General features: G+C 67.9%; 28 protein-coding genes. 4 read left to right on the top strand and 24 right to left on the bottom strand.

Features of this window, described 5'->3' with window-relative positions; genetic code table 11:
* Positions 1–119: 119 nt before the first annotated feature.
* The 4 genes from HPC46_RS13445 to lysS form a co-directional block, all read right to left on the bottom strand.
* Positions 120–488 (bottom strand): YbjQ family protein, encoded by a 369-nt coding sequence (locus HPC46_RS13445; protein WP_179470548.1) that lies wholly within the window; start codon positions 486–488, stop codon positions 120–122.
* Between the two features lie 79 nt (positions 489–567).
* A complete protein-coding gene (gene clpC1, locus HPC46_RS13440; RefSeq protein ID WP_179470546.1) occupies positions 568–3,105 on the bottom strand; it encodes an ATP-dependent protease ATP-binding subunit ClpC in 2,538 nt (845 codons plus the stop codon).
* A 234-nt stretch (positions 3,106–3,339) separates the two neighbouring features.
* Positions 3,340–3,681, bottom strand: coding sequence for a histone-like nucleoid-structuring protein Lsr2 (gene lsr2 / locus HPC46_RS13435; protein ID WP_005138822.1), 342 nt, complete (start codon positions 3,679–3,681; stop codon positions 3,340–3,342).
* 117 nt (positions 3,682–3,798) lie between these two features.
* Complete coding sequence (gene lysS, locus HPC46_RS13430; protein ID WP_179470544.1) at positions 3,799–5,319, bottom strand: lysine--tRNA ligase; 1,521 nt, start codon at positions 5,317–5,319, stop codon at positions 3,799–3,801.
* A gap of 23 nt (positions 5,320–5,342) precedes the next feature.
* On the opposite strand from lysS, the gene HPC46_RS13425 reads away from it, so the two are divergent.
* Positions 5,343–6,623 (top strand): alanine racemase, encoded by a 1,281-nt coding sequence (locus HPC46_RS13425; RefSeq protein ID WP_179470542.1) that lies wholly within the window; start codon positions 5,343–5,345, stop codon positions 6,621–6,623.
* Here HPC46_RS13425 and HPC46_RS13420 read toward each other — a convergent pair.
* The 11 genes from HPC46_RS13420 to ftsH all read right to left on the bottom strand — a co-directional run bounded on the left by HPC46_RS13420 (position 6,620) and on the right by ftsH (position 16,332).
* On the bottom strand, positions 6,620–7,435 hold the full coding sequence (locus tag HPC46_RS13420; protein ID WP_179470540.1) for a type III pantothenate kinase: 816 nt from the start codon (positions 7,433–7,435) through the stop codon (positions 6,620–6,622). The genes HPC46_RS13425 and HPC46_RS13420 overlap by 4 nt on opposite strands.
* A 4-nt stretch (positions 7,436–7,439) precedes the next feature.
* Complete coding sequence (panD, locus tag HPC46_RS13415; RefSeq protein WP_179470538.1) at positions 7,440–7,856, bottom strand: aspartate 1-decarboxylase; 417 nt, start codon at positions 7,854–7,856, stop codon at positions 7,440–7,442.
* Positions 7,856–8,782: a pantoate--beta-alanine ligase gene (panC, locus tag HPC46_RS13410; RefSeq protein WP_179470536.1), complete on the bottom strand. Its 927-nt coding sequence runs from the start codon at positions 8,780–8,782 to the stop codon at positions 7,856–7,858. Before panC ends, panD begins: the two co-directional genes overlap by 1 nt.
* Positions 8,779–9,714, bottom strand: coding sequence for a Rossmann-like and DUF2520 domain-containing protein (locus HPC46_RS13405; RefSeq protein WP_179470534.1), 936 nt, complete (start codon positions 9,712–9,714; stop codon positions 8,779–8,781). The genes panC and HPC46_RS13405 overlap by 4 nt, the downstream gene beginning before the upstream one ends.
* Positions 9,715–9,825: 111 nt before the next feature.
* Positions 9,826–11,121, bottom strand: coding sequence for a DUF6779 domain-containing protein (locus HPC46_RS13400; RefSeq protein WP_179470532.1), 1,296 nt, complete (start codon positions 11,119–11,121; stop codon positions 9,826–9,828).
* A 66-nt stretch (positions 11,122–11,187) separates the two neighbouring features.
* Positions 11,188–11,664, bottom strand: coding sequence for a DUF3180 domain-containing protein (locus HPC46_RS13395; RefSeq protein WP_179470530.1), 477 nt, complete (start codon positions 11,662–11,664; stop codon positions 11,188–11,190).
* The gene (folK, locus tag HPC46_RS13390; protein ID WP_179470528.1) at positions 11,664–12,185 is read right to left on the bottom strand and encodes a 2-amino-4-hydroxy-6-hydroxymethyldihydropteridine diphosphokinase; all 522 of its coding nucleotides are present in this window, start codon (positions 12,183–12,185) and stop codon (positions 11,664–11,666) included. Before folK ends, HPC46_RS13395 begins: the two co-directional genes overlap by 1 nt.
* A complete protein-coding gene (gene folB, locus HPC46_RS13385) occupies positions 12,182–12,583 on the bottom strand; it encodes a dihydroneopterin aldolase (protein ID WP_179470526.1) in 402 nt (133 codons plus the stop codon). Before folB ends, folK begins: the two co-directional genes overlap by 4 nt.
* Positions 12,576–13,403 carry a dihydropteroate synthase gene (gene folP, locus HPC46_RS13380; RefSeq protein ID WP_179470524.1) on the bottom strand — a complete coding sequence of 276 codons (828 nt, stop codon included), beginning with the start codon at positions 13,401–13,403 and terminating at the stop codon, positions 12,576–12,578. Before folP ends, folB begins: the two co-directional genes overlap by 8 nt.
* On the bottom strand, positions 13,400–14,002 hold the full coding sequence (folE, locus tag HPC46_RS13375; protein WP_179470522.1) for a GTP cyclohydrolase I FolE: 603 nt from the start codon (positions 14,000–14,002) through the stop codon (positions 13,400–13,402). Before folE ends, folP begins: the two co-directional genes overlap by 4 nt.
* A gap of 17 nt (positions 14,003–14,019) precedes the next feature.
* A complete protein-coding gene (gene ftsH, locus HPC46_RS13370) occupies positions 14,020–16,332 on the bottom strand; it encodes an ATP-dependent zinc metalloprotease FtsH (RefSeq protein ID WP_179470520.1) in 2,313 nt (770 codons plus the stop codon).
* A 154-nt stretch (positions 16,333–16,486) separates the two neighbouring features.
* On the opposite strand from ftsH, the gene HPC46_RS13365 reads away from it, so the two are divergent.
* The gene (locus HPC46_RS13365) at positions 16,487–17,410 is read left to right on the top strand and encodes an alpha/beta fold hydrolase (protein ID WP_218894105.1); all 924 of its coding nucleotides are present in this window, start codon (positions 16,487–16,489) and stop codon (positions 17,408–17,410) included.
* Between the two features lie 26 nt (positions 17,411–17,436).
* Here HPC46_RS13365 and HPC46_RS13360 read toward each other — a convergent pair whose 3' ends face one another.
* The 3 genes from HPC46_RS13360 to HPC46_RS13350 form a co-directional block, all read right to left on the bottom strand.
* A complete protein-coding gene (locus tag HPC46_RS13360; protein ID WP_179470516.1) occupies positions 17,437–17,943 on the bottom strand; it encodes a Clp protease N-terminal domain-containing protein in 507 nt (168 codons plus the stop codon).
* Positions 17,944–18,033: 90 nt separating this feature from the next.
* Positions 18,034–18,636, bottom strand: coding sequence for a TetR/AcrR family transcriptional regulator (locus HPC46_RS13355; RefSeq protein ID WP_179470514.1), 603 nt, complete (start codon positions 18,634–18,636; stop codon positions 18,034–18,036).
* An 81-nt stretch (positions 18,637–18,717) separates the two neighbouring features.
* Entirely contained in the window at positions 18,718–19,488 is a 771-nt protein-coding gene (locus HPC46_RS13350) for an MBL fold metallo-hydrolase (RefSeq protein WP_179470512.1), read from the bottom strand.
* A gap of 36 nt (positions 19,489–19,524) precedes the next feature.
* Between HPC46_RS13350 and HPC46_RS13345 the strand changes: the two genes are divergently transcribed.
* Positions 19,525–20,247, top strand: a complete 723-nt coding sequence (locus tag HPC46_RS13345; RefSeq protein ID WP_179470510.1) for an SIMPL domain-containing protein — start codon at positions 19,525–19,527, stop codon at positions 20,245–20,247.
* Here the strand turns inward: HPC46_RS13345 and HPC46_RS13340 are convergent.
* The 6 genes from HPC46_RS13340 to dacB all read right to left on the bottom strand — a co-directional run bounded on the left by HPC46_RS13340 (position 20,240) and on the right by dacB (position 25,224).
* Positions 20,240–20,695, bottom strand: coding sequence for a VOC family protein (locus tag HPC46_RS13340; protein ID WP_179470508.1), 456 nt, complete (start codon positions 20,693–20,695; stop codon positions 20,240–20,242). The two genes, HPC46_RS13345 and HPC46_RS13340, sit on opposite strands and share 8 nt — an antisense overlap.
* Before the next feature lie 10 nt (positions 20,696–20,705).
* Positions 20,706–21,161: a helix-turn-helix domain-containing protein gene (locus HPC46_RS13335; protein ID WP_179470506.1), complete on the bottom strand. Its 456-nt coding sequence runs from the start codon at positions 21,159–21,161 to the stop codon at positions 20,706–20,708.
* A 91-nt stretch (positions 21,162–21,252) separates the two neighbouring features.
* The gene (gene hpt / locus HPC46_RS13330; RefSeq protein ID WP_179470504.1) at positions 21,253–21,828 is read right to left on the bottom strand and encodes a hypoxanthine phosphoribosyltransferase; all 576 of its coding nucleotides are present in this window, start codon (positions 21,826–21,828) and stop codon (positions 21,253–21,255) included.
* A gap of 32 nt (positions 21,829–21,860) precedes the next feature.
* Positions 21,861–22,817, bottom strand: a complete 957-nt coding sequence (gene tilS / locus HPC46_RS13325) for a tRNA lysidine(34) synthetase TilS (protein WP_179470502.1) — start codon at positions 22,815–22,817, stop codon at positions 21,861–21,863.
* Complete coding sequence (locus tag HPC46_RS13320) at positions 22,796–23,845, bottom strand: Rv3626c family coenzyme F420 biosynthesis-associated protein (protein WP_179470500.1); 1,050 nt, start codon at positions 23,843–23,845, stop codon at positions 22,796–22,798. The genes tilS and HPC46_RS13320 overlap by 22 nt, the downstream gene beginning before the upstream one ends.
* On the bottom strand, positions 23,842–25,224 hold the full coding sequence (gene dacB / locus HPC46_RS13315; protein WP_179470661.1) for a D-alanyl-D-alanine carboxypeptidase/D-alanyl-D-alanine endopeptidase: 1,383 nt from the start codon (positions 25,222–25,224) through the stop codon (positions 23,842–23,844). The genes HPC46_RS13320 and dacB overlap by 4 nt, the downstream gene beginning before the upstream one ends.
* A gap of 171 nt (positions 25,225–25,395) precedes the next feature.
* Here dacB and HPC46_RS13310 point away from each other — a divergent pair, with 171 nt between their 5' ends.
* A complete protein-coding gene (locus HPC46_RS13310; RefSeq protein WP_179470498.1) occupies positions 25,396–25,884 on the top strand; it encodes an inorganic diphosphatase in 489 nt (162 codons plus the stop codon).
* The last annotated feature ends 62 nt before the right edge of the window (positions 25,885–25,946 follow it).

Genomic DNA, 25,946 nt, shown 5'->3' with positions numbered 1-25,946 from the left:
CCCACAGATGAACCATGACGGGCCTCGGGTCTGACTCTCGACAGTGGCGCGACCGTTCTGGAATTTCACCAGATTCCTCGACTCGTCTCTTACATCGAGGATGTTATACCCGCCCGGTATCAGCTGACGCCGTAACCCAGTTGCTGTGCGGTGTACTTGGCGGCGTCGCTGACCGGTACCGCCTGCACTGCGGTGCCGTAGGCGCAGATCTCAGTCCAGACATCGCCGAGTTCGGTGGTGTCGAAGCGCATCCCGATGATCGCGTTCCCGCCGCGGTTGCGGGCCTCGTTCATCAGCCGGTTCATCGCCTCGTTGCGGCTCTCGGCGAGATTCTTGGTCATACCCTGCAGCTCGCCGCCGAACATACTCTTGAAGCCGGCACCCATCTGGGAGAAGGCATTGCGCGATCGCACGGTGAGACCGAACACCTCGCCGCACACCCGCTGGATCTCCCAGCCCGGAATGTCGTTGGTGGTGACCACAAGCATGAGCGCAGCGTAGCTGTCCTGGGGCGCGCTGCCATACGAAAAAGCCCCCGACATCGTCGGGGGCTTCTTCGTCGCTCGTTTACTCGGCCGCAGTGCCCGCGCTCGCGGTACCCGCCTTGGCCAGCTCGACGGGCTCGGCCGGCTTGGGCCCACCTGTGAAGGTGAACTTCGCGTCCTCGCCGGCGCCTTCGCCGTCCCAGTTGTCCACGTCGACTGTGACCAGCTGACCGGGGCCGACCTCCTCGAAGAGGATCTTCTCGCTCAGGGCGTCCTCGATCTCGCGCTGGATGGTCCGGCGCAGCGGCCGGGCACCCAACACCGGGTCGAAGCCGCGCTTGGCCAGCAGCGCCTTCGCCTTGTCCGTCAGCTCCATCTCCATGTCCTTGGTCTTGAGCTGCTTGGACACCCGGCTCACCATGAGATCGACCATCTGGATGATCTCGTCCCTGGTGAGCTGGTGGAAGACGATGATGTCGTCGATACGGTTCAGGAACTCCGGGCGGAAGTGCTTCTTCAGCTCGTCGTTGACCTTCTGCTTCATCCGCTCGTAGTTGTTCTCACCGCCACCCTGGGTGAAGCCGAGCCCGACCGCCTTGGAGATGTCGGACGTGCCGAGGTTGCTGGTGAAGATCAGCACGGTGTTCTTGAAGTCGACCGTGCGGCCCTGACCGTCGGTGAGACGGCCGTCCTCGAGGACCTGCAACAGGGTGTTGTAGATCTCCTGGTGGGCCTTCTCGATCTCGTCGAACAACACGACCGAGAACGGCTTGCGCCGCACCTTCTCGGTGAGCTGGCCACCCTCTTCGTAGCCGACATATCCCGGTGGGGCACCGAACAGCCGCGACGCGGTGAAGCGGTCGTGGAACTCGCCCATGTCGATCTGGATCAGGGCATCGTCGTCGCCGAACAGGAATTCCGCCAGCGCCTTGGACAGCTCGGTCTTACCGACGCCGGACGGGCCGGCGAAGATGAACGAGCCGGACGGCCGCTTGGGATCCTTCAGGCCGGCACGGGTACGACGGATGGCCTTGGAAACAGCACGCACGGCATCCTCTTGCCCGATGATCCGCTTGTGCAGCTCGTCTTCCATGCGCAGCAGCCGAGTGGTCTCCTCCTCGGTCAGCTTGAACACCGGGATACCGGTCCAGTTGCCCAGGACCTCGGCGATCTGCTCGTCGTCGACCTCCGCCACGACGTCGAGATCACCTGAGCGCCACTGCTTCTCGCGCTCCGCCCGCTGGGCCACGAGTTGCTTCTCGCGGTCACGCAGATTCGCGGCCTTCTCGAAGTCCTGCGCATCGATCGCGGACTCCTTCTCCCGGCGCGCGTCGGCGATCTTCTCGTCGAACTCGCGCAGGTCTGGCGGAGCCGTCATCCGGCGGATCCGCATCCGCGCCCCGGCCTCGTCGATCAGGTCGATCGCCTTGTCCGGCAGGAATCGGTCGTTGATGTAGCGGTCGGCCAGGGTGGCCGCCGCGACCATCGCGGCATCGGTGATCGAAACGCGGTGGTGCGCCTCGTAGCGGTCCCGCAGCCCCTTGAGGATCTCAATGGTGTGCGCCACCGTGGGCTCGCCGACCTGGACCGGCTGGAACCGGCGCTCCAGAGCGGCGTCCTTCTCGATGTACTTGCGGTACTCGTCGAGCGTGGTGGCACCGATCGTCTGCAGCTCGCCACGGGCCAGTTTCGGCTTCAGGATGGAAGCGGCGTCGATCGCGCCCTCGGCGGCACCCGCCCCGACGAGCGTGTGCAGCTCGTCGATGAACAGGATGATGTCGCCGCGGGTGTTGATCTCCTTGAGCACCTTCTTGAGGCGTTCCTCGAAATCACCGCGGTAACGGCTGCCGGCCACCAGCGACCCGAGGTCGAGGGTGTAGAGCTGCTTGTCCTTGAGCGTCTCGGGAACCTCGCCGTGCACGATCGCCTGGGCCAGGCCCTCGACAACGGCGGTCTTTCCGACGCCGGGCTCACCGATCAGCACGGGGTTGTTCTTGGTGCGCCGGCTCAGCACCTGCATCACCCGCTCGATTTCCTTCTCACGGCCGATGACCGGGTCGAGCTTGCCCTCCATGGCGGCCGCGGTCAGGTTGCGGCCGAACTGGTCGAGGACCAGCGAGGTCGACGGGTTGCCGGACTCGCCGCCGCGGCCTCCGGTACCGGCCTCCGCGGTCTCCTTGCCCTGATAGCCGGACAGCAACTGGATGACCTGCTGGCGCACCCGCGTCAGTTCGGCGCCGAGCTTCACCAGCACCTGGGCGGCCACGCCCTCGCCTTCACGGATCAGGCCGAGCAGAATGTGCTCGGTGCCGATGTAGTTGTGGCCGAGTTGCAGCGCCTCGCGCAGGCTCAGCTCAAGCACCTTCTTGGCGCGGGGGGTGAACGGGATGTGCCCGGACGGTGCCTGCTGGCCCTGTCCGATGATCTCCTCGACCTGGCTGCGAACACCCTCGAGCGAGATGCCCAGCGACTCCAGCGACTTGGCGGCTACGCCTTCACCCTCATGAATAAGGCCCAACAGGATGTGCTCGGTCCCGATGTAGTTGTGGTTGAGCATCCGGGCTTCTTCTTGAGCCAGGACGACGACCCTGCGGGCACGGTCGGTAAATCTCTCGAACATCGTCGGTTACCTGCTCTCCATCACGATTAGGTACAGCGGTAGTCACCACGTACCTGTGGTCCACTCTAATGGGAGGCCCCGGGAGGCGTCCTCCCTTGCCCACCCATACCGCGTCCCTAACGGTGCGGACCTAGCACACCAACGCAGCAGGACAGCGAAACGTTTCCGGTAATTGCCGGTGGCCGCTTCGCCGGAAGCGAACTCCGGCCGATAGGAGGCCTTCGCGGCGTGGGTCTAGGTCGCGGCGTGGAAGGCGTCGATGATGTCGGCCGGGATGCGCCCCCGGGTGGACACCTTGTGGCCGTTGCGGCGAGCCCAGTCGCGAATCGCGGCGCTCTGCTCCCGGTCGATGGCGGCACGCCCGCGGCCGGCCGGGCCCGAGCGGCCACGGCGGCGGCCACCGACGCGACGACTGGCCTCGACCCACTGCTTGAGATCGTTGCGGAGTTTCTGGGCATTCTTTGAAGAAAGATCGATCTCATAGCTCACACCGTCGAGCGCGAATTCGACTGTTTCATCCGCAGCGCCCGCGCCGTCAAAATCGTCGACGAGAGTGACGGTAACTTTCTTGGCCATTGCCTCACTGAATCCTTAAGCCTGCGCCATCAACCGATAGTTGGGCGTCTTCACTCACTGTGCCACCAATCTGCCACATTGGCACACGGCATTCAACAAGGATTGGATCGGTGCACTTCAGCCGTGTCGGCGAACAATCGGGAACAAAACCGTTTCCCGAATTGACAAGCCGGTGAGAACCATCAACAGCCGATCGATGCCCATTCCCGTTCCGGTGGTCGGCGGCATCGCATACTCCATCGCGGCGAGGAAATCCTCGTCGAGCGCCATCGCCTCGTCGTCGCCGGCGGCCGCCGCCCTGGCCTGGGCCTCGAACCGTTCGCGCTGAATGATCGGATCGACGAGTTCGGAGTAGCCCGTCGCCAACTCCATTCCGCGTGCGTACAGATCCCACTTCTCGGTCACGCCAGCGATACTCCGGTGCTGCCGGGTCAGCGGTGTGGTCTCGACCGGGAAATCCCTGACGAATGTCGGAGCCCACAACGTGTCACCGACCGTGTGCTCCCAGAGTTCCTCGACGAGCTTGCCGTGCCCGTAGCCGCGATCCTTCGGGATCTCGACGCCAAGCCGGTCGGCAATTGCGAGTAAGTATTCGCCTGATGTGTCAGGTGTGATCTCTTCACCGAGAGCTTCGGACAACGACGGATACATTTGAATCGACGGCCATTCACCGTCGATGTCATAGATAGTTCCATCCGGCAATGGCACTTGCCGAGTCCCGATGGCCTCATCCGCCACTTCCTGAATAACTTCGCGGGTGACGATCGCCGAATCGTCGTACGTTCCCCAGGCCTGATAAGTCTCGAGCATCGAGAATTCCGGCGAATGTGTGGAATCCGCACCTTCGTTTCGGAAGTTCCGATTCAGCTCGAAAACCTTCTCCAGCCCGCCCACGACGCACCGCTTGAGGAACAACTCCGGAGCGATCCGCAGGTACAGGTCTGCGTCGAGGGCATTGGAGTGGGTGACGAACGGCCGGGCCGCCGCACCGCCGGCCAGCGTCTGCAGCATCGGGGTCTCGACCTCGAGGAACCCGCGACGTTCCAGTGCGTGACGCACGGCGCGCACGACGGCAATGCGTTGGCGGGCGACGTCACGGGCCTGAGGGCGGACGATCAGGTCGACATAGCGTTGCCGGACCCGGGACTCCTCGCTCATCTCCTTGTGCGCGACGGGCAGCGGGCGCAATGCCTTGCTGGCCATTTGCCACGAGTCGGCGAGAACCGACAGCTCACCGCGCCGCGAACTGATCACCTCGCCGTGCACGAACACGATGTCGCCGAGGTCGACCTCGGTCTTCCACTCTTCCAGCGCCTGCTCACCGACGCCGGCCAGGCTGATCATGGCCTGCAGCTGAGTGCCGTCGCCTTCCTGCAGCGTCGCGAAACACAACTTGCCGGAGTTCCTGGCGAACACCACACGGCCGGCGACGCCGACGACGTCACCGGTGGCAGTGTCGGCGGCCAAGTCGGGGTAGGCCGCCCGGATCTCGGCCAGCGAATGGGTGCGCGGAACCGAAACCGGGTAGGGGTCTTTGCCCTGGGCCAGCAGGGCCTCGCGCTTGCCCTGCCGGATCCGGAACTGTTCGGGGACGTCGACGCCCGCGTGGTCGGTATCCGGAGTGTCTGCAGAGCTCACGACGTGCCAGCTTAAATGAGGTGATGAGGTCCCTCATAAACGCGGCCGCGGTGGCAGCCCTGGCCGACGAGCGGGTGGACTCGCGATTCAAGGGGTTGCCCGTCGCGTGGGCGGGCCTTACTGCCACTGAGATCTGTGCTGCCGCGCCCGATCTGTTCGACGCTGGCCCGCTGGGACCGGTATGCGTCTTGTCCGACGAGGCGCTGCGCCACAACCTGGCCACGATGGCCGGCTGGTGTGCCCGGCACGGTGTCGAGCTGGCGCCGCACGGGAAAACCCACATGTCCCCGCAGCTGCTGGCCCGGCAGTTCGAGGCCGGGGCGTGTGCGGTGACGGCCGCGACGATCAGCCAGGTCCGGACCTACCGGGCGTTCGGGGTGCGCGAGGTGGTGCTGGCGAACGAACTGGTCGACGCGGCGGGGCTGGCCTGGCTGGCCGCCGAACTCGACGGGGACGCCGATTTCCGGCTGATCTGTTGGGTGGACTCGGTTCGCGGGGTCGATCTGATGACCGAGGCGCTGCTGGCCGCCGGCGCCGGCCGGCCGGTCGACGTCTGCGTCGAACTGGGCGCGGCCGGCACTCGTACCGGCTGTCGCGATGACGCCACCGCCGACGCGGTGGCCGCGGCGGCACTGGCCAGTCCGCGGCTTCGGCTGGTCGGGGTGGCCGGCTACGAGGCCGCGTTGGGCCACGATGTGTCGGCCGCCGGTGTGGCGCCGGTCCGGGACTTCCTGACGTGGGTGCGCATGGTTGCTATCCGGCTGGCGCCGTTGTGCGAGTCACCCGATGTCATCGTGACTGCCGGTGGCAGTAAGCATTTCGATGTGGCCGCACAGGTTTTGGCCGGACCGTGGCGCACGGTTCTGCGTAGCGGTGCGTATCTGACCAACGACGACGGGCTTTACCTACGGACCTCGCCGCTGACCAGACCCGGCGCGCGATCCGGTGGGTTCGTGGCGGCGATGGCTGTGTGGGCGCAGGTGTGCTCGCGGCCCGAGCCGGGGCTGGCGTTGCTGACCATGGGCCGCCGCGACGTGTCATTCGATCAGGATCTTCCTGTGCCGCAACGGCTTCGACTGGGAGCACGCTGGGTCGACGACGCGCTGGCCGGCTGCGAAGTCGTCAAGCTCAACGACCAGCACGCATTCCTGCGACTCTCGCCTGCCGCCGACCCGGTGGTCGAGGTCGGCAGCTGGATAGCGTTCGGGGTGTCCCACCCGTGCACGGTGTTCGACAAGTGGCAGCTGATACCTGTCGTCGAGGAGCACGGCCGGGTGACCGAGCTGGTGCGTACGTTCTTCTAGCGAACAGTCTTGGCGCGGCCGCGCTGGTTGTCGCGGTTGCGTTCGAACACCATTCGCAGACCGTCGAGGGTCAGATGCTGGTCGTAGTGCGCAACGGTGTGAAGGTCGGGCAGCATCAGCGGCGCGGAGTGACCGGTGGCGACGACCGCGACATCGGAGCCGGCGAACCCGTCGACGTCCTCCCGGATCCGGTTCACCAATCCGTCGACCAGGCCCGCGAACCCGAACAACGCACCCGACTGCATGCATTCCACGGTGTTCTTTCCGACCACCGACCGCGGCCGGGTGAGCTCGACTCGACGCAGCGCCGCCGATCGCGCAGCCGCCGCATCCGAGGACACCTGGACGCCGGGAGCGATTGCCCCGCCGAGGAATTCGCCCTTGGCCGAAACGACGTCGACGCAGATCGACGAGCCGAAGTCCACCACGATGGCAGCCGATGAGAACTTGGCGTAGGCGGCCAGACAGTTGACGATCCGGTCGGCCCCGACCTCTTTGGGATTGTCGACGAGCAGTGGGATGCCGGTGCGCACACCGGGTTCGATGAGCACATGCGGCACGCCAGCCCAGTACTGGCCGAGCATCAGCCGGACCTCGTGCATGACCGAGGGGACGGTGGACAACCCGGTGGCGCCGGTGAGCCGCTCGGAGTCGTCGCCGATCAGGCCCTCGATGGTGAGCGCCAGCTCGTCGGCGGTCACCTCAGGTTCGGTGCGAATCCGCCACTGCTGCGTCACTTTTGCATGATCACCAGAACCGGAGATCAACCCCACGACGGTGTGGGTGTTGCGGACGTCGATGGCCAGCAGCACAGCTCTAGCCAACCGTCCGCGGCGACAGCAGACCGGTCACGTCGTCGGGCACATGCGCCGGATCGTCGCCGAGGTCGATGGGGCGGTTCTCGGCGTCGACGAACACCACCCTGGGCCGGTAGGCCCGCGCCTCGGCGTCGTCCATCACGCCGTAGGCGATCAAGATGACCAGATCACCGGGGTGCACCAGATGAGCTGCCGCACCGTTGATTCCGATCACCCCGGTGCCACGCTGTCCGGTGATCACATAGGTCTCCAGTCGCGCGCCGTTGTCGATGTCGACGATCGTCACCTGTTCACCCTCGAGCAGGTCGGCGGCATCCATCAGATCGGCGTCCACGGTGACCGAACCCACGTAGTGCAGGTCGGCATGCGTCACCGTGGCGCGGTGGATCTTGGACTTCAACATCGTCCGGAACATCAATTTCTCCAAGTGATTTCGTTGTGCTCACCGTTGACTCCGGGCGGCGCGGTATCGGTCGACAGATCGACGGCGATGTTGTCGAGCAGCCGGGTGGTGCCGAGGCGGGCGGCGACCAGCAGACGGGCCGGACCATAGGGTGGGGCCGGTTCCAGCTGCGGGCCACGCACTTCCAGGTAGTCGACGGAGATGGCGGGGACCTCGTCGAGGACCGCACGTGCCGCGTCAAGCGCCGCTTCGGGCCCGCCTGCCGCGCCGTACATGCCGGCCAGCAGCGCGGCCGACAACGCGCCGGCCTGCTCGCGCTCCTCGGCGTTCAGGTAGCGGTTGCGTGATGACATCGCCAGGCCGTCGGACTCACGCACGATCGGCACACCGACGACGCGCACGTCGACGTTGAGATCGTCAACCATCTGACGGATCAAGGCCAGCTGTTGATAATCCTTCTCGCCGAAGAATGCGCGGTCCGGCCGCACGATCTGCAGCAGCTTCAACACGACCGTCAGCATTCCGGCGAAGTGCCCTGGCCGCGAAGCACCTTCGAGCTGGGCACCCAACGGTCCCGGATGCACCGTGGTGCGGGGGCCGTCGGGGTACATCGCCGACACGTTCGGCGTGAACACCGCCTCGACGCCTTCGGCACGCAGCAGTTCGAGGTCGGCGTCCAGGGTGCGCGGGTAGGCGTCGAGGTCCTCGCTGGGCCCGAACTGCAGGGGGTTCACGAAGATCGACACCACGACCACCGAACCGGGCACCCGCTTGGCGGAGCGCACCAGCGCCAGGTGACCGTCGTGCAACGCGCCCATGGTCGGCACCAACATCACCCGACGCCCGGTGTGCCGCAGTGCACGGGTGACGTCGGACATCGCCTTCGGCGCCGAGTACACGTTGAGCGTTCCGGCGGTGAACTGCGGACCCGCTTTCATCGTCGCCGTCCTTGCCCTGACCAGTCGGCCAACACCTCAACAACCTCCTTGGGGGCATGCGCACGCTGTGCGGTACGCAGCGAGTTCGCGCAATAAGCCTGCGCCAGTTCGGAATCCACTTGATCCAGGGCAGCAAGATGGCCGGCGACGGCAGTGGCGTCACCGCGCGCCACCGGTCCGGTCAACGCGGCCTGGCCGCGCTGAAGGGTGTTCTCCAGCGCGGCACGGGCCAACGGACCGACGATCCGTTCGGCCAGACCTCCGGGGGCGTCGACCACGAGTTCCTGGCCGAGTAACTCCTGCCCGGACAGCGAAGCCCGCAGCGCGTCCAGCGCGTCGGCCAGCACCGTGACGATGTGGTTGCTCGCGTGGGCCAGGGCCGCGTGGTACAGCGTGCGCGCGTCCTCGCGGACCCCGAATGGCTCGCCGCCGATCTCCAACACCAGCGATTGGGCGATCGCGGAGCCGACCTCGTCGGCGGCGGTCACGCCGAAACAGCTGTCCGCCAGCCGGACGATGTCCTCGTCGGCGCCGGTGAACGTCATCGCCGGGTGGATGGCCAATGGGACGCAGCCCTGCTCGGTCAACGGCGCCAGGATCGCCACGCCGTTGGCGCCGGAGGTGTGCACGACGATCGTCCCGCGGCGCACCGCGCCGGTCGCAGCCAGACCGTTGACCAACCCCCGCAATTCTGAATCCGGCACGGTCAGCAGCAGCAGCTCGGATCGGTCGGCCACATCGGGCACCGGCAGGATCTCGGTGTCGGGCAGCCGCCGCTCGGCCAACCGGCGCGACGTCGTCGAGATCGCGCTGCAGGCCACCACGACGTGCTCGGCGCGTTCCAGAGCAACACCGAGCGCGGTGCCGACGCGGCCGGCCGAGACGATGCCGACCTTGAGCCGGGCCGGACGCAAGCCGCTGGGGGTCCCCACCGTAGACGACCTCGCTGACGTCAATGAGTGTGTTCGTTCCAGTCCTGATTTCAGGTACCGGACGGTCCCGACAAGCCTAACCCGGCCACGGCCGGGCTCTGACCAGGTGTGTCAGTCTTCACGCCGGCGGCGACGCCCGCCACCGCCTGCGTTTCCGTTGGCTTGCAGCCGGGCCAGCAGGTCGGCGACCGACTGGCCGCCGGTCTGCGAGCCGTCGCGCGACCTCGATCGCGGCGCCTCCTCGGTTTCCCCGCGATGCCGTGCGGGCGGCGGTGTCTGTGCAGCCGGCTGTCCGTCGCCGGGGCTCTCGACGGAATGTCGAGCGCGCGGGGTGACGGGCTCAGGCTCGCGGTGCGGTTCTGGTGCAGATGCGGCTTCTTGCGGCGGAGTCCAGTGCCTGCCGCGCGGAGCGTCGTCGGCGGCAGCGGGCGCGGCGGCGGACGGGACGACGATGCCGCTGTCGGAGTTCGCCACCCAGTTGCTGCCCGGTGCTCCCGGCGGCAGCCATCGGCCATCGGCCTCCACCGGGCGCCACTGCGGCGCCCCGGGAGCGTGCGGCGCCGTCGCAGGCTCTGCGGACAGTGCCGCAGCGGCGGCCGCGACATCGGACTGCGGTTCCGGCGGGGGCGGCGGCGCGAACGGCCGGTCGGCCGGCGGTACGACCTGCTCGCTGTCGTGCCCACCATTTTCCGAAGGCCTTCGATGCGAGCCCGCCGCCGGCGCAGGCTCGGGCTCGGCTCGACGCCGACGGCGCGGCGACGGCGGGGCATCCGACTGTTCCGGTTGCGGCGGAACCAGCGGTTCCTCGGGGACGTCGATGATCGGGTTCTCGGCGGTGACCGGTCGGCTGCCGGTGTCGTCCGGCCGCACCGGCGTGATCCGGCTGCTCTCGACACGCCCGGGTACCGGTGGCATCGTCGTCGTGTCGCGGGTCCAGTCGGGCGTGCGATCGCCCTCGAGGGCCGGCCGGTCGCCGAGGTCGGCGTCGAAGAGGATCTCCAGATTGGCCCGCAGCGCAGCCAACTCCGAACGCAGGGCGGCCACCTCGTCGGCGGCCTGAGCGCGAATCTCGTTGGCCAGCTCGCGGCGCAGATGAGATTCGACGCTGAGCTCGTACTCGCGGCGGGCCGAGATCTCACGGTCGAGCTGCAGGTCGTAGACGAGTTTGAGGTCGCGCGCGCGGGCGGCGTCGATATCGCTCTGCCTGCGATACATCACCGAGACGAACGCGCCGATCACCGCCGCCCACAACGACAGGATGACCGCCAATTTGAGCAGCTCGACGCGGGTGGTGAAGACCAACGCGGAACTGGCCGCAATGGCTAGGACCAGCAACACCGTCAAGAGCAGCCAACCCGGCCTGCGGCCGCCGCGCCGATTCTTGGCGCCGCGGGACAGAACGGTCATGGGCTGACTGTACCCGCGCGATGTCCGTCCGCGTGTCGTCGAGCTGCGGCGATTCGCCGTCCGGGACTAGTCGAGGGCCGCGTCCGGGTCGTCGGTCGGGTCACCGGGAGACTTACAGCAATGTTGCAACCACATCGCCGCGACCACCAATGCCAGGGCGCTGAAGGCGGCGATGACGGCACCCGGGGTGTCGGCCCCTGCCACCCGCAGCTCGGCACGGCGGGGCAGCAGGTAGACCAGCACGCCGATCCACCAGCCCAGCATCAGCGCCCCGACCCAGGCCGACGCCTTGGCGACCACCACGCTGCGCGCGACGGTCAGTGGGTGCAGCCGGCCGCCGCCGGCGCCGATCTGCCCGGCACTGATCTTGGTCCGCACCGACACCCCCCAGGCGGCCTCGAGTGCGGCGACAGCCAGCAGGGACAGCCCGGTCCAGGCCGTGATCGGCGGAAAGTAGTGGTACAGCAGGTGCACCAGCAGGTAGGCCAGGACGGCGACGCCGACGACCGCGGCGGTGAGGTCGCGTTTGCGTGTCGGACCCATCAGGCACCCAGCCCCAGCACCAAACCGGTCAGCCGGACGCCGTCCCGGTCGACCGCCTCCAGTTCGGTCAGTAGGCGGTCGACCCGCTGGGGCTCGCCGGCCACGGTGAGTTCGGCATCGGGGTCGACGGCCAGCCAGGGCACCATCACGAACGCGCGCAGGTGCGCCAGCGGATGCGGCAGCGTCAGCCCATCGTCGGAGGAGAAGACCTCGACGTCGCCGTCGTAACAGGAGACGAGATCGACGTCGAGGGTGCGCGGCCCCCACTTCTGCTCGCGGACGCGGCCGTTCGCGTTCTCCAGCGCCTGTGCGCGCCGCAACCACTCGTGGCCGTCGGCGCTGTCGTCGTCGGCGACCACGATGGCGTTGAGGAACGGGCCCTGATCCACACCGCCCCAGGCGTCGGTCTCGTAGACCGGCGACAGCGCGCGCACCGAATCCCCGAGCCCGTCGACGGCGGCCTGCAGCCGCCCCATCCGGTCACCGAGATTGGAGCCGATGGACAGCACCACCCGCGTCATGTGCCGCCGCCAAGCGGAACGATCTGGCCCCGTCCGCCGCGCCGGGAGCGGCGCGCGACAACTGCGACGTCTTTGAACGCCAACGGGATTGGCGCATCAGGTTTGTGCACCACCACCTCGACGGCGTGCACCCGCTCATCGGTCATCACGTCCTCGGCGATCTCGGCGGCGACGGTCTCGATCAGATTGCGTGCGGGCCCGCCGACGACGGCGGCCGCACGCTGGGCCAGCGTCCCGTAGTCGTAGGTGTCGGCGAGGTCGTCGCTGGCGGCGGCAGCGGCCAGGTCGATCCACACCGTGATATCGACGACGAAGTCCTGCCCGTCGCGGCGCTCGTGATCGAACACCCCGTGGTTGCCGCGGACCGTGAGGCCGCGTAATTCGATGCGATCAGCCACCGGCACTCCCCCACGCCTGGACGACCTTCAGCGCATCCACACTGGCCTGGACGTCGTGGACCCGCACGCCCCACGCGCCACCCTGTGCGGCCAGCGCCGAGATGACCGCGGTGGCGGTCTCCCGACCGTCCGGCGGGCGAACGGTGCCGTCGGCGTCGGCGAGCAGCGTGCCAAGGAACCGTTTGCGGCTCGCCCCGACCAGCACCGGGATGCCGGTGGCGACGAACTCGGGCAGGGCATGCAGCAGGGCCCAATTGTGTTGCGCGGTCTTGGCGAAGCCCAATCCGGGATCGATGATCAGGTTCTTGTGGTCCACCCCGGCGGCAACCGCGGCGTCGACACCGGCCAGCAGTTCATCGCGGACCTCGGCGACCACGTCGCCGTAGTTCGGCACCTCATGAGGATGCTCGGCGCGTACCGAACGCCAGTGCATCAGCACCCACGGGACCTTGGCCTCGGCCATCAGCGGGGCCATGTCCGGATCGGCCTTCCCGCCGGAGACGTCGTTGACGATGCTCGCGCCGTTGTCCAGGGCGGCGGCCGCCACCGCCGCGTGCATGGTGTCGATGCTCACGGTGATGCCTTGGGCGGCAAGCTCTTTGATGACCGGGACAACACGAGCGGCTTCCACTGCGGCGTCGATACGTACCGCGCCGGGGCGGGTCGACTCACCGCCGACATCGACGATGACCGCACCCTGGGCGGCCAGAGCCAGTCCCTGCTCGACGGCGCGGACCGGATCGAGATAGCGGCCGCCATCGGAAAAGGAGTCATCGGTGACGTTGACGACCCCCATCACCTGCACACCGGTGGCGTTCACCTGCGCAGGATGAGTTCCAGCGCTTCAGCCCGGGATGCGGTGTCGGTCTTGAACTGTCCGCGCACCGCCGACGTCGTGGTGACGGCCCCCGGCTTGCGCACCCCGCGCATCGCCATGCACAGGTGCTCGGCTTCGACGACGACGATGACGCCGCGCGGCTTGAGCTTGCGCATGATCGCATCGGCGATCTGCCCGGTCAGCCGCTCCTGGACCTGCGGACGCTTGGCGTACAGGTCGACCACTCGGGCGAGCTTCGACAGCCCGGTCACCCGGCCGTCCTCACCGGGGATGTAGCCGACATGCGCGACACCGTGGAACGCCACCAAATGGTGCTCGCAAGTCGAGTACATCGGGATCTGCTTGACCAGCACCAGCTCATCGTGCTGCTCGTCAAACGTGGTCTCCAGCACCGCATCCGGATCGGTGTACAGACCGGCGAACATCTCCTGGAACGCACGAGCCACGCGCGCCGGGGTGTCCACCAGCCCGTGCCGGTCAGGATCCTCCCCGACCGCAAGCAGCAATTCGCGCACGGCCGCCTCGGCCCGCGGCTGATCGAACACACGGGCGTCCAACGTGACCGAATTGGGCTGCGGCATCGAAGCTCCGTTCGTCATCAGCCGTTGTCCGGCGCTTTCGACCGGCCACCGTCGTCACCCGGATCATGTTGCGGCCCATTGGGGCTCGCGTGCCGGGGCGCGGGCTGCGGCTGATAGGGCGGATAATGCTGGCCCTGCGGGGGGCCCGGCGGTGCCCACCCCTGCGGCGGCGGGTACCAGTATCCGCCCGGCGGCGGCGGTCCCTGCGGCGGCCAGCCGGGAGCGTGCCAGCCGGCCGGTGCGCCGTAGTCGGGCTGGGTCGAACCGGGCTGGGCGGCGGGCTGGCCGCTGGTGTGCGCGCCGTTGCCGTTGCCGCCGTTGGGGGCATGGCCCTGCTCGGCTTGTGCCGCGGCGCTGGCCTGGGCGATGGCCTTCTTGAAGGCCGGCTCCGGCATCGGCTTGGGCCACGGCTCGCCGCGTTCGATGGCCAGCTCACCCGGAGTCTTGATCGGCGGCTTGTCGGACGGGATACGTCCGCCGAAGTCGTCGAACACGGTCAGGCGGGGCCGCTTCTTCACGTTGCCGAAGATCGCTTCCAGCTCCTTGCGGTGCAGGGTCTCCTTCTCCAGGAGCTCACCGGCAAGAATGTCCAGCACGTCGCGGTACTCGGTGAGGATTGCCCATGCCTCGGTGTGGGCGGCCTCGATCAGCTTGCGCACCTCGTCGTCGATGTCGCGCGCGACCTCGTGGCTGTAGTCCGACTGGGTCCCCATCGTGCGGCCCAGGAACGGATCACCGTGTTCGGTGCCGTACTTGACCGCACCCAGCTTGGCGCTCATGCCGTACTCGGTGACCATCGCGCGGGCAATCTTGGTGGCCTGGTCGATATCGGACACCGCGCCGGTGGTGGGCTCGCGGAACACGAGTTCCTCGGCGGCGCGCCCGCCCATCGCGAACACCAGCCGCGCGATCATCTCCGAGCGGGTCATCAGGCCCTTGTCGTCCTCGGGCACCGAGACGGCATGGCCGCCGGTGCGGCCGCGAGCCAGGATCGTCACCTTGTAGATCGGTTCGATATCCGGCATCGCCCAGGCCGCCAGGGTGTGGCCACCCTCGTGGTAGGCGGTGATCTTCTTCTCCAGCTCGCTGATGACGCGGCCTTTGCGGCGCGGACCGCCGATCACGCGGTCGACGGCCTCTTCCAGCGCGGCACCGGTGATGACGGTGCCGTTCTCGCGGGCGGTCAGCAGCGCGGCCTCGTTGATGACGTTGGCCAGGTCGGCGCCGGACATGCCGACGGTCCGCTTGGCCAGGCCGTCGAGGTCGGCGTCGGGGGCCATCGGCTTGCCCGCGGAATGCACCCGCAGCACGGCCTTGCGGCCGGCGAGGTCGGGACTGGTGACCGGGATCTGCCGGTCGAAGCGGCCGGGGCGCAGCAGCGCCGGGTCGAGGATGTCGGGGCGGTTGGTGGCCGCGATCAGGATGACACCCTGCCGGTCGCCGAAGCCGTCCATCTCGACGAGCAACTGATTCAGCGTCTGCTCACGCTCGTCGTGGCCGCCGCCCATGCCGGCGCCGCGCTGGCGGCCGACGGCGTCGATCTCGTCGACGAAGATGATGCAGGGGCTGTTCTGCTTGGCCTGCTCGAACATGTCGCGCACCCGGGAGGCGCCGACGCCGACGAACATCTCGACGAAGTCCGAACCCGAGATCGTGAAGAACGGAACTCCGGCCTCGCCGGCCACCGCGCGGGCCAGCAGCGTCTTGCCGGTACCGGGCGGACCGTAGAGCAGAACGCCCTTCGGAATCTTGGCGCCCAGCGCCTGATACCGCGACGGATTCTGCAGGAAGTCCTTGATCTCGTACAGCTCTTCGACCGCCTCGTCGACGCCCGCGACATCGGCGAACGTGGTCTTGGGCATGTCCTTGCCGAGCTGTTTGGCCTTGGACTTACCGAAGCCGAAGCCCATCCGCCCGCCGGTCTGCATCCGGGAGAACAGCACGAACAGACCGACCAGCAACAGCAGCGGCAGCATGTAGACCAACAGCGAGCCCAGGATGCTGCCCTGGTTCACGGTGGTGTTGGTCTTGATGTTCTTGGCGCTCAGCGCGTTGAACAGATCGACCGCGTACCCGGTCGGGTACTTGGTGATGACCTTGTTCGAGTTCTCGGTGTCGCCGTTGCCGTTCTTGAGCTCCAGGCGCAGCTGTTGTTCCCGGTCATCGATCTGCGCGCTGGTGACGTTGTCGCTGTTGATCTGCGCCATCGCCACCGAAGTGTCGATGGGCTTGTAGCCCCGGGTGTCGTCACTGAAATAGAAGAACGACCAGCCGAGCAGCAGCACGACGGCGATCACCGTGAGTGTCCGGATCACGTTTTTGCGGTTCATCAAGCATCGGCCGTTACGGCCCGGTCCTTCCGATATGCGCAGCTGGGATAGTTCAGGCTACCGCTAGACCAACGTCGGCAAGTGCCCCCAGGGTTTCCGGCCATCGTTAATCGGTGTTCGCTGTCCGCCGAATCGGGCTCTTTCCGGCGCGGTGATGCTGTGCTTGGCTGGCACGGTGCAGGCTCCAACCGAACATTTCGTTGACGGCGACGGAGTTCGGCTGCGGGTCATCGAAGCCGGTGATCGCGGTGCGCCTGTGGTGATCCTGGCGCACGGTTTCCCCGAGCTGGCCTACTCGTGGCGTCATCAAATCCCGGTTCTGGCGCAGGCCGGCTACCACGTGCTCGCTCCCGATCAGCGCGGCTACGGCGGATCGTCGGCACCCGATGCGGTCGAGGCCTACGACATCCACGCCCTGACCGGTGACCTGGTCGGCCTGCTGGACTCGGACGTTGGCGGAGGCGCCGACCGGGCCGTGTTCATCGGCCACGACTGGGGCGCCATGGTGGTCTGGCACACCGCGCTGCTGCATCCCGCCCGGGTCCGCGCCGTCGCCGGACTGTCCGTGCCGCCGATCCCCCGGGCGCGGACCCGCCCCACCCAGCGGTGGCGGGAGAAGTTCGGTGACGACTTCTACATGCTGCGCTTCCAGGAGCCCGGCAAGGCCGATGCCGAGATGGCTGCCGATGTGGCCACCACCATGCGCGGGATGTTCAACGAGCTGACCGGACCCGACGCCCCGCCCGGCTGGCTCAGCGCCGACGAGTTCGACCACTACGTAACCGAGTTCGGCAGAACGGGATTCACCGGCGCGCTGAACTGGTACCGGAACTACGACCGCAATTGGGAGTCCACCCCGCAGCTCGCCGAAACCCGCATCACGGTGCCGGCACTGTTCGTCGGCGGTACGACCGACCCGATCGGGCCGACGATGAACCCGGCCCGCGCCCGCGAGGTGGTTGCCGGTCCGTACACCGAGACGTGGATCGAGGGAGCCGGGCACTGGGTGCAGCAGGAGCGGCCCGACGAGGTGAACCGGATCCTGCTGGAATTCCTGCGCGACGTGGAGTCACGATGACGGACGGGCCATCGGCGCGCGGGCCGCTACGTGGGCTCAGGCGGCGGCAGAATCTCCGCGCACAGCCACTCGAGGTGAGGCAGGTGGCCGAGAGCGGACAGGATGTGGTGCGCGACCGACCCTTCGATCCGGCTCAGTGCCCACCACAGATGATCGACCTCCGTCGCCGCCGAACCCGTATCCCTGGCCTGGTCGGCGGCGTGGATGAGCACCGCCTTGGCATGGTGGCTGAATGTCAGATGAATGTGGCGAGGCGATTCCCGCGGCCGGGCACCGGTGGACTGCTGGAACTGTCGCCGGATCGTGCCGGTGGTCACCGCGCGGGCGTTCAGTGCTGAGGTGATTGCGTCCGAGGCGTCGGCCGCCAGCCCTGGCAGAAGGTGGCCGGAGCCGACGAAGTCACTGGCATAGCGATAGGCCTCGGTGTATGCCTCGGCAACCACAACCCGGGCCCGAGGGCTCAGGCCGGCGAGGGCGCCGGCGACGCGCGCAGGGCCGAGATCTTCGCCAGGGAACGCCTTCCCAGCAACCATAATTACGTATTGTACAATATGGCGATATGGTAACGGCCGCGGGATGCTCTCAGCGCTGGGCCGACCGCGTCGACGGGACCGGACGGCGCGCTAGGTCTTGAATTGGCCGTAGCGCAGCAACGTATTCACCGACTCCTCCCAACGCCGTAACTGCGCAGTGGTCGCCAATGGTTCCGGCAGGTGGCGATCGATATGACGGCGCAAGATGATGGCTCCGAACACCAGGATCGTCGGGTTCAGAGCCGCCCAGACCAAGTCGAGATCGTCGCGCGTGACTCCGATTTCGGACAAGTGCTGCCAGTGGCCCACCACAATCGCCACCGTCGCGTCGAAGAACGCGACACCGGAGGCAGTTCCATCCACCAGCAAACGAGCGAGATAGTCAACGACGACCCGGTGATCGGACAGCAGAGAACCCACTCGCCGGCCCATTTCCAGCACAGCGTCAGTGGGTGATTCCGGCAGCGGCTGAGTCATGGCGGCGCCGATGACTGCCATCGCACGCTCATCCACGGCCGCGATCAACCCGTCCTTGGACCCGAAATGGTGTTGCACCAGTCCGACCGACACACCAGCCGAGTCCGCGATCATCTGCAGTGTCGCCTCGGCGGCGCTCTGCGCAGAGAACACCTCCATCGCGGCTCCGATGATCCGGTCATGCCGCGTCTGGTCTGAGCGACTCCTCGCGTTCACGAATCTCCTTCCACAGTGCCGGCGCCCGGCAGCTGCCTCGATAACGACCATAGGGGGTGCACATCGCACCGAACCGCAGTCCTAGACCTCGGTGGGCTCACCCGGCGTGAGCCAGCGGATGTTTGATCCTGAAAGCACCTGGCGCGTAACGATTTCCGGATCCCGGAAGTGGGTCCAGCCCTCGTAATGCACCGGCACCGCAACTCTCGGGCCCATCAGGCGGATGAATTCGGCGCCCTCTTGCGCGGTCATCGTGAAGCGGATCGGGCCGGTGAAACCGAATCGCACCCCGCCCAGGTGCAGCAGGGCGACGTCGACCGGTATCCGACGGGCGACCTCGCGCAGGCCGTCGTAGAGCACGCTGTCCCCGGACATCCACAGCGCGGCGGTCTTCTCGCCGTCACGGTGCAACGCAAAACCGTTGACCTTACCCGCGATTGGCCTGCTGAACTTCGGCCCGTGCCGGCCCGGTGTTGCGGTCACCCGCAGCGGCGTGCGACCCGGCGCCTCCAGCGTCGTCGAGTCCCAGTCCGCCAGACCGCGGGCGTTCAGCGCGGCCAGCCGGCGCGCGGCGGGCACCGTGGTGATGATCGTGCCGGCCTGGCCGAGCAGGGCGCGCCCCGCGTCGTCGAGATTGTCGGCGTGCTGGTCGTGGCTGAGCAGCACCACGTCGACCGGCGCCACCCGCTCGGGTAGCTGAGCCGGTCCGGCGACCTTGATCGACGAGGTGCCCCAGCCGAACGTGTAGCGCCGGCCAGGCGCATCGAACGTCGGGTCGGTCAGGATCCGCCAGCCGTCGACTTCGATCAGGGTGGTTGGCCCGCCGAGGTGGGTGAGCACGATGTTCGACATGTCAGAAATCTAATGCTGCACGCTACGGTGTCAGGCATGCCGATCGCCGGACGTCGTGTCGTTGTTGCGCTGGCTGCGATGGGGACGGCCGCGGCTGTGCTCACGGGCTGCGATTCCGCACCCGCCAGCCCTGCCGGAGCCAACCCGCGGCAGGTCACCGTCGTCGGGACCGGCGACGTGAAGGGCGTGCCCGACACCCTCACCGCCGACGTCAGCGTCGAGGCCGCCGCCACCGACGTCACCACCGCGATGAATCAGGCCAACGACCGCCAGAACTCGGTGCTCAACGCGCTCAACGCCAGCGGGATCGACCCCAACGACATCGCCACCACCCAGGTCAGCCTGCAGCCGCAGTACAGCGATTCCTCGGTGATCACCGGGTACCGGGCCAGCAACTCGCTTCAGATCAAGATCCGCAAGCTCGACACCGCCTCGCAGGTGCTGGCCAACGTCGTCAGCGCCGGCGGTGATGCCACCAGGATCAACTCGGTGAGCTACTCCATCGAGGACGACTCCAAGCTGGTCACCGACGCCCGGGCGCGTGCGTTCGGCGACGCCAAGCAACGCGCCGAGCAGTATGCGCAGCTGTCGGGACTGTCGCTGGGCAAGGTCATCTCGATCTCGGAGGCCCCGGGCGGCACCCCGCCGCCGCCCCCGCCGATGCCGATGCCGCGCGGCGCGATGGCGAGCTCGGTTCCGCTGGCGCCCGGTCAGCAGACCGTGAGTTTTTCGGTGACGGCGGTCTGGGAGCTCAGCTAGTCGCCTTGGCCTCGGCGAAGCCGTCGAAGTCCTCCTGCGTGTACTCGCGGGCCTCGACGAGCACCATCCAGTTGCCGGAGTTGTCCCGCATCAGCGCCTCGACACCGTAGGGCCGTTCCTCGGGCGCCTGCAAGAACTCGACGCCCTTGGCCTTGAGCTGCTCGTAGGTCGCGCGGCAGTCGTCGACGGCCAGCCCGAGACCGGGCAGGCCGCCGGCGGCCTGTGCACGCTGGAATGCCGCGATCAGATCGTCGGACAGCGGCTTGCTCGGCGTCGTCAGATGCACCTGCAGCTCGGGCTGGTTCGGGTGAACCACTGTGCACCAACGGAAGTCGGGCCCAAGCTGTAGATCGTCCTTCGCTTCGAAGCCGAGGATGTCGGTGTAGAAGGCCAGCGATTCGTCGATGTCGCGGACGAAGACGGATACCAGGGAAATGTTCGTGATCATGCACCCGACGCTATGCGGCGCCGCGGCCGCCGGGCTTCTCCTCGATTGCGCTTCCGGATCCTGGCGACGGATACCGCTCGGCGAGGCCCGCCATGAACAGGTAGCAGCCCGGAATCCGCGGCGCGCCGTCGGAATGCCGGCGGCGGAACTCGCTGGGGCTCACCCCGACCAGCTCGCGAAACCGTGTGGAGAACGAGCCGAGGCTGGTGAACCCGACCGTCATGCAGACCTCGGTGACGGTGAGGTTGGTGGCGCGCAGCAGATCCTGCGCCCGCTCCACCCGGCGGCGGGACAGATGCTCGGCCGGCGACATTCCGTAGGTCGCGGTGAACAGCCGCTGAAAGTGGTACTTGCTGATTCCCGCGACCGCGGCGAGCTGCTCCAGATCGAGCGGCTCGCGATAATGCCGGTCCGCGTGATCGCGGGCCCGGCGCAGATGGCGCAGCAGGTCATCAGAAGCGCGCATGAGCGTCAGTATGCACCCGCGCCGAGATCGACGAACTGCGGTGAACTACTCGCGATTCCGCTGCGAAATGTGGGTTTGGGGGTGCAGCGGACTAGATCTGGTAGACCTTCGGGTCCAGCGTGCCGATGTAGGGCAGGTCGCGGTAGCGCTCGGCGTAGTCCAGTCCGTAGCCGACCACGAACTCGTTGGGGATGTCGAAGCCGACGTAGGAGATCTCGACGTCGGCGCGCACGGCCTCGGGCTTGCGCAGCAGGGTGCACACGCGCAGCGACTTGGGATGGCGGGTGGCCAGGTTGCGCAGCAGCCACGACAGCGTCAGCCCGGAGTCCACGATGTCCTCGACGATCAGCACATCGCGGTCGTGGATGTCGCGGTCGAGGTCCTTGAGGATGCGGACCACACCCGACGACGACGTCGACGACCCGTAGGAGCTGACCGCCATGAACTCCAGCTGCGTGGGCAGCGGGATTGCTCGCGCCAGATCGGTGACGAACATCACCGCACCCTTGAGCACGGTCACCAGCAGCAGATCCTGACCACCCAGAGTGTCGGCGTAGTCGATGGCGACGTTTGCCGCCAGCTCCGCGGTGCGGGCGTGAATCTGCTCTTCGGACAACAGGACCGATTTGATGTCCCCTGGGTACAGCTCGTGCGCCGACACGCCCACACTGTGCCATGACCTGGGCCCAACAACCAATCTCACACCGGCTCGGTGTACATCGTCAGCCTGCCGTCGCGGCGGGCCGCGAAGAGTCTTTGCTGCCGCAGATCCGACCCGACCGCCACTCCGCCCTGGCCGTGCCAGGCGGTGACCAGCGCGTCCACCGCGCGGATCTGCCTGTCGGTCAGGTTCACCGCCCCACCGCAAAGCAGCCAGCGGCGGATCACCCGGCGCCGCACCGCGGTGGGCAGTTCCGTCAGGGCAGCGACGGCGACGGTCTCGCCCAGGAGATCGACAGCCTCCTCGGCCAGGCCGTCGAGTGCATCGGTGTCCTCGCGCAGCGCGGCGGCGGTGCGAGCCAGCGCTTCGGCGACTCCACCGCCGAGCACGTCCTCGAGCAGCGGCAACACCTCGGTGCGCAGCCGCACCCGGGTGAAGCGGGGGTCGTGGTTGTGCGGGTCGTCCCACGGGGTGAGGCCCAGCTCGGCGCAGGCGTCGTGGTTGACGCTGCGGCGAACCCCCAGTAGCGGGCGATACCAGGGCGGGTCACATGCGCGCATCCCGGCGATCGAACGGGCTCCCGAGCCGCGGCCCAGCCCCAACAGCACGGTCTCGGCCTGGTCGTCGAGGGTGTGCGCCAAGAGCACCGGCACCCCGCCGCGGGCAGCGTCCAGGGCGGCGTAGCGGGCGGTGCGGGCGGCGGCCTCCGGGCCGCCGTCGATGCCGACCCGCACCCGCAGCACCTGCGCGTCCACACAGCCGAGGTCATGCGCCTGCCGACGGGCTTGTTCGGCCACATCCGCGGAGCCCGGTTGCAGGCCGTGGTCGACGATCAGGGCGGTGGTCGGCAGGGCCGCGGCAGCCGCGGCCGTCAGCGCCAGCGAATCCGGGCCGCCGGACAGCGCCACGCACCACGACGTGGCGCCGGGCAGATGCTCGGTCGCGAAGCCGGCCACGCGGGCCCGCAATGCGGTTACAGCACCCGGTCGATCCACCGCTGCGGATCTTCGATCTCGTGGGTCAGCGGCAGGGTCTCCGCGCTGGTCCACACCGTGTTGAACCGGTCCATCCCGACGCGGTCCACCACGTGGTCGACGAACTTCTTGCCGCGGGTGTACTGGCTGATCTTGGCGTCGACGCCGAGCAGCGCCCGCAGCAGCCGCGCAAGCGGCGGCTGCTTGCGCTGTCGGCGCTGGTCGAACCGGGTGCGGATGGACTGCACGGACGGCACGACGGCCGGGCCGACCGCGTCCATGACGTGGTCGGCATGGCCTTCGAGCAGAGTCCCGAGCACCAGCAACTGGTCGAGAGCCTGCTGCTGCGGCTCGGACTGCACCGCCCGCATGAACCCCAGAATCCCGGCGTCGTTGGGCCCCTCCACCCCGTTGCGTCGCTTCTTGACGAAGTCCGCCAACCGCCCCACCATCTGCGTCACATCGTCGGCGGCATCGGCGGTCAACACTCCCAACGCCTGCGACATGTGTTGTGCCAGCCAGGGATTCGCGGTGAACTGCACCCGGTGGGTCACCTCGTGCAGACACACCCACAGCCGGAAGTCGGCCGGGGAGACCCGGAGCTGACGCTCGACGGCGATGACGTTCGGATAGACGAGCAGCAGCAGGCCACTGTCCTCGCCTTCGGCGAACGGGTCGTACTGGCCGAGGATGCCCGAGGAGATGAACGCCAGCACCGCTCCGGTCTGGGCCCCGGTGACCCGCCCGGTGACGGCGTTGGCAGGCGTCGACGTGCCGCCCGTCATCACCCGCATCGAGTCCGAGGCCGCCCGGATCCAACCCTGACGGTCGACGATGCGCGCGTCGGGCACGGGCGCGTCACCACCCATCCGGGTGACCTCACGAACGGGCCCTTCGGCCTTGACCGCGGCGGCAGCCAGTTCATCGATGGCCTGGTTGCGGGTGTAGTCGGTCGACGCCGGCCCGGGCCGGGCCAACCAGGCGCCCACATTTCCGGCGAACGACCAGTCGACGGCACGCCCGACGGTCAGCTGCGAGGGACCACTCATGAGCCGCACCCGCAGGTCCGCAGTGTGCCGGCCAGGGTGTCGAGGGCGACCCGGCCCATCGGGCCCGCGTCGTTGGAGATGAACGCGAACGTCAGCACGCGCCCGCTGTCGTCGGTGACGATCCCGGCCAGCGAGTTGATGGCGGTCAGCGACCCGGTCTTGGCGCGCAGCCAGCCCGCCGACGACACCTTGGGATCGCCGTCGAGAAAACGATCCGAGAGCGTCCCGCTGCCGCCGGCGACCGGAAGCACGTCGAGCAGCGGACGCATGGCCGGCTGGTCGGGCCCGGCCGCGGCCTGGACCACCTCGTCGAGGGTTTTGGCGGTCAGCCGGTCCAGCACCGACAACCCGCTCGAGTCGAACAGGGCGGCGCCGGTCATGTCGACACCGGCGCCCGACAGTCTGCTCGTCACCGCCTCGGCCGCACCCGCGAAGCTCTGCGGACGACCGGTCGCCTTGGCCACCTCCCGGCCGATCGCCTCGGCCATCACGTTGTCGGAGGCGTTCATCATCTGGCGCAGTCGCTCGATCAGCGGCGCCGATTGCACCGAGGCCAGCTGCCGGCCCGTCGGTGCGGACGAGGCCATGGTGACCTTGGCCGGGTCCAGCCGCAGGGCACTGGCCAGGGCACGTCCGGCATCCAGGGCGGGCGTCCGCGACCGTGCCGAATCGACGGTCGTCGGCTGGATGCGGCCGGCGTCGATCATCACCGACTGCATCGGCGCGATGTCGCCGCCGTCGATGTCGGCGGGATCCCAGCCCGGCGCGAAATCCGGTCCGCTGTACAGGGAATCGTCGACCTGCACCGCCGTCGGCGTGATGCCGCTCTTGCGGATCTGGTCGGCGAGGTCGCTGATGCGGGCCGCGCCGCGGTACCAGGTCTCCTGGCCGGCCGGGGCGGCCGAGAGGACCGGGTCGCCGCCGCCGACGAGCACCACGACGCCCGACTGGGTGGTCTGGTCGGCCGCGACGACGGTCGTGGTGACCCGCTCGTCACGGTTCAGCGCCAGCAGCGCCGCCCCGGTGGTGAGCGTCTTGTTGGTGGACGCCGGTAGCAGCGGCACGTTGGAGCGGAACTCCCAGATCTGCTTGCCGGTCTTCGCGTCGGTGACCCGCCCGCTGACGTTGCCCAGGTTCGGGTCGGCGACGGGGAGGGCCAGTGCCGCGGTCATGCCGGCCGTGGTCGGCAGCCCGGCCGAGTCCGAAACGGGCTTGACACCGGGGTTCACCGTGACCAAAGCATGTTCGGGCGCTGCCTGCGCGCTGCTGGTGTCCCCGTGGGTCAGCACAGCAGCCACCGCCACGACCGCGGCGACCAGCGCGATCACCGCCACGGCGAGCACCACGTGGGCCCACCGCCACCCGCGAGTCGGGCTCATCATTCTCCTGAGGCTCTTTCTGGCTTGCTTCGTCTCATTGTGCCGAACCACCCTGCCGTGCAGGCCAGCGCGGGCGTTAGGGTAGGCCGCGTCGCCGGTTCGGCGGGCAGGAGCGAAGCGACCCGGGGATCAGCCCCCCGATCACGATCAGCGGAAATAAGGAGTCCAACGGTGCAGTTCGATGTGACCATCGAGATCCCCAAGGGCCAGCGCAACAAGTACGAGGTCGACCACGAAACCGGACGGGTCCGTCTTGACCGCTACCTGTACACCCCGATGGCCTACCCCGCGGACTACGGCTTCATCGAGGACACCCTCGGCGAGGACGGCGACCCGCTGGATGCCCTGGTACTGCTGCCGCTGTCGGTGTTTCCCGGGGTGTTGATCGAGGTGCGCCCGGTCGGCATGTTCAAGATGGTCGACGAGGCCGGCGGCGACGACAAGGTGCTGTGTGTGCCCGCCGGGGACAAGCGCTGGGACCACATCCAGGACATCGGCGATGTCCCGAAGGACGAACTCGACTCCATCCAGCACTTCTTCACCCACTACAAGGACCTCGAGCCGGGCAAGTTCGTCAAGGGATCCGACTGGGTCGGACGGACCGAGGCCGAGGCCGAGGTGGAGCGCTCGCGGGCGCGGTTCGCGGCCGGCAAGCACTGAGCCCAGACCGCCTCCCCGGGAGAATTTGCCTGGCCGTAACAATCGGTAACCCGGTTGTGCTT

Source organism: Mycolicibacterium vinylchloridicum (assembly GCF_013404075.1).
Taxonomy (GTDB): domain Bacteria; phylum Actinomycetota; class Actinomycetes; order Mycobacteriales; family Mycobacteriaceae; genus Mycobacterium; species Mycobacterium vinylchloridicum.
The sequence above is the reverse complement of the archived record's forward strand: the minus strand, read 5'-3'. Positions and strand labels throughout refer to the sequence as shown.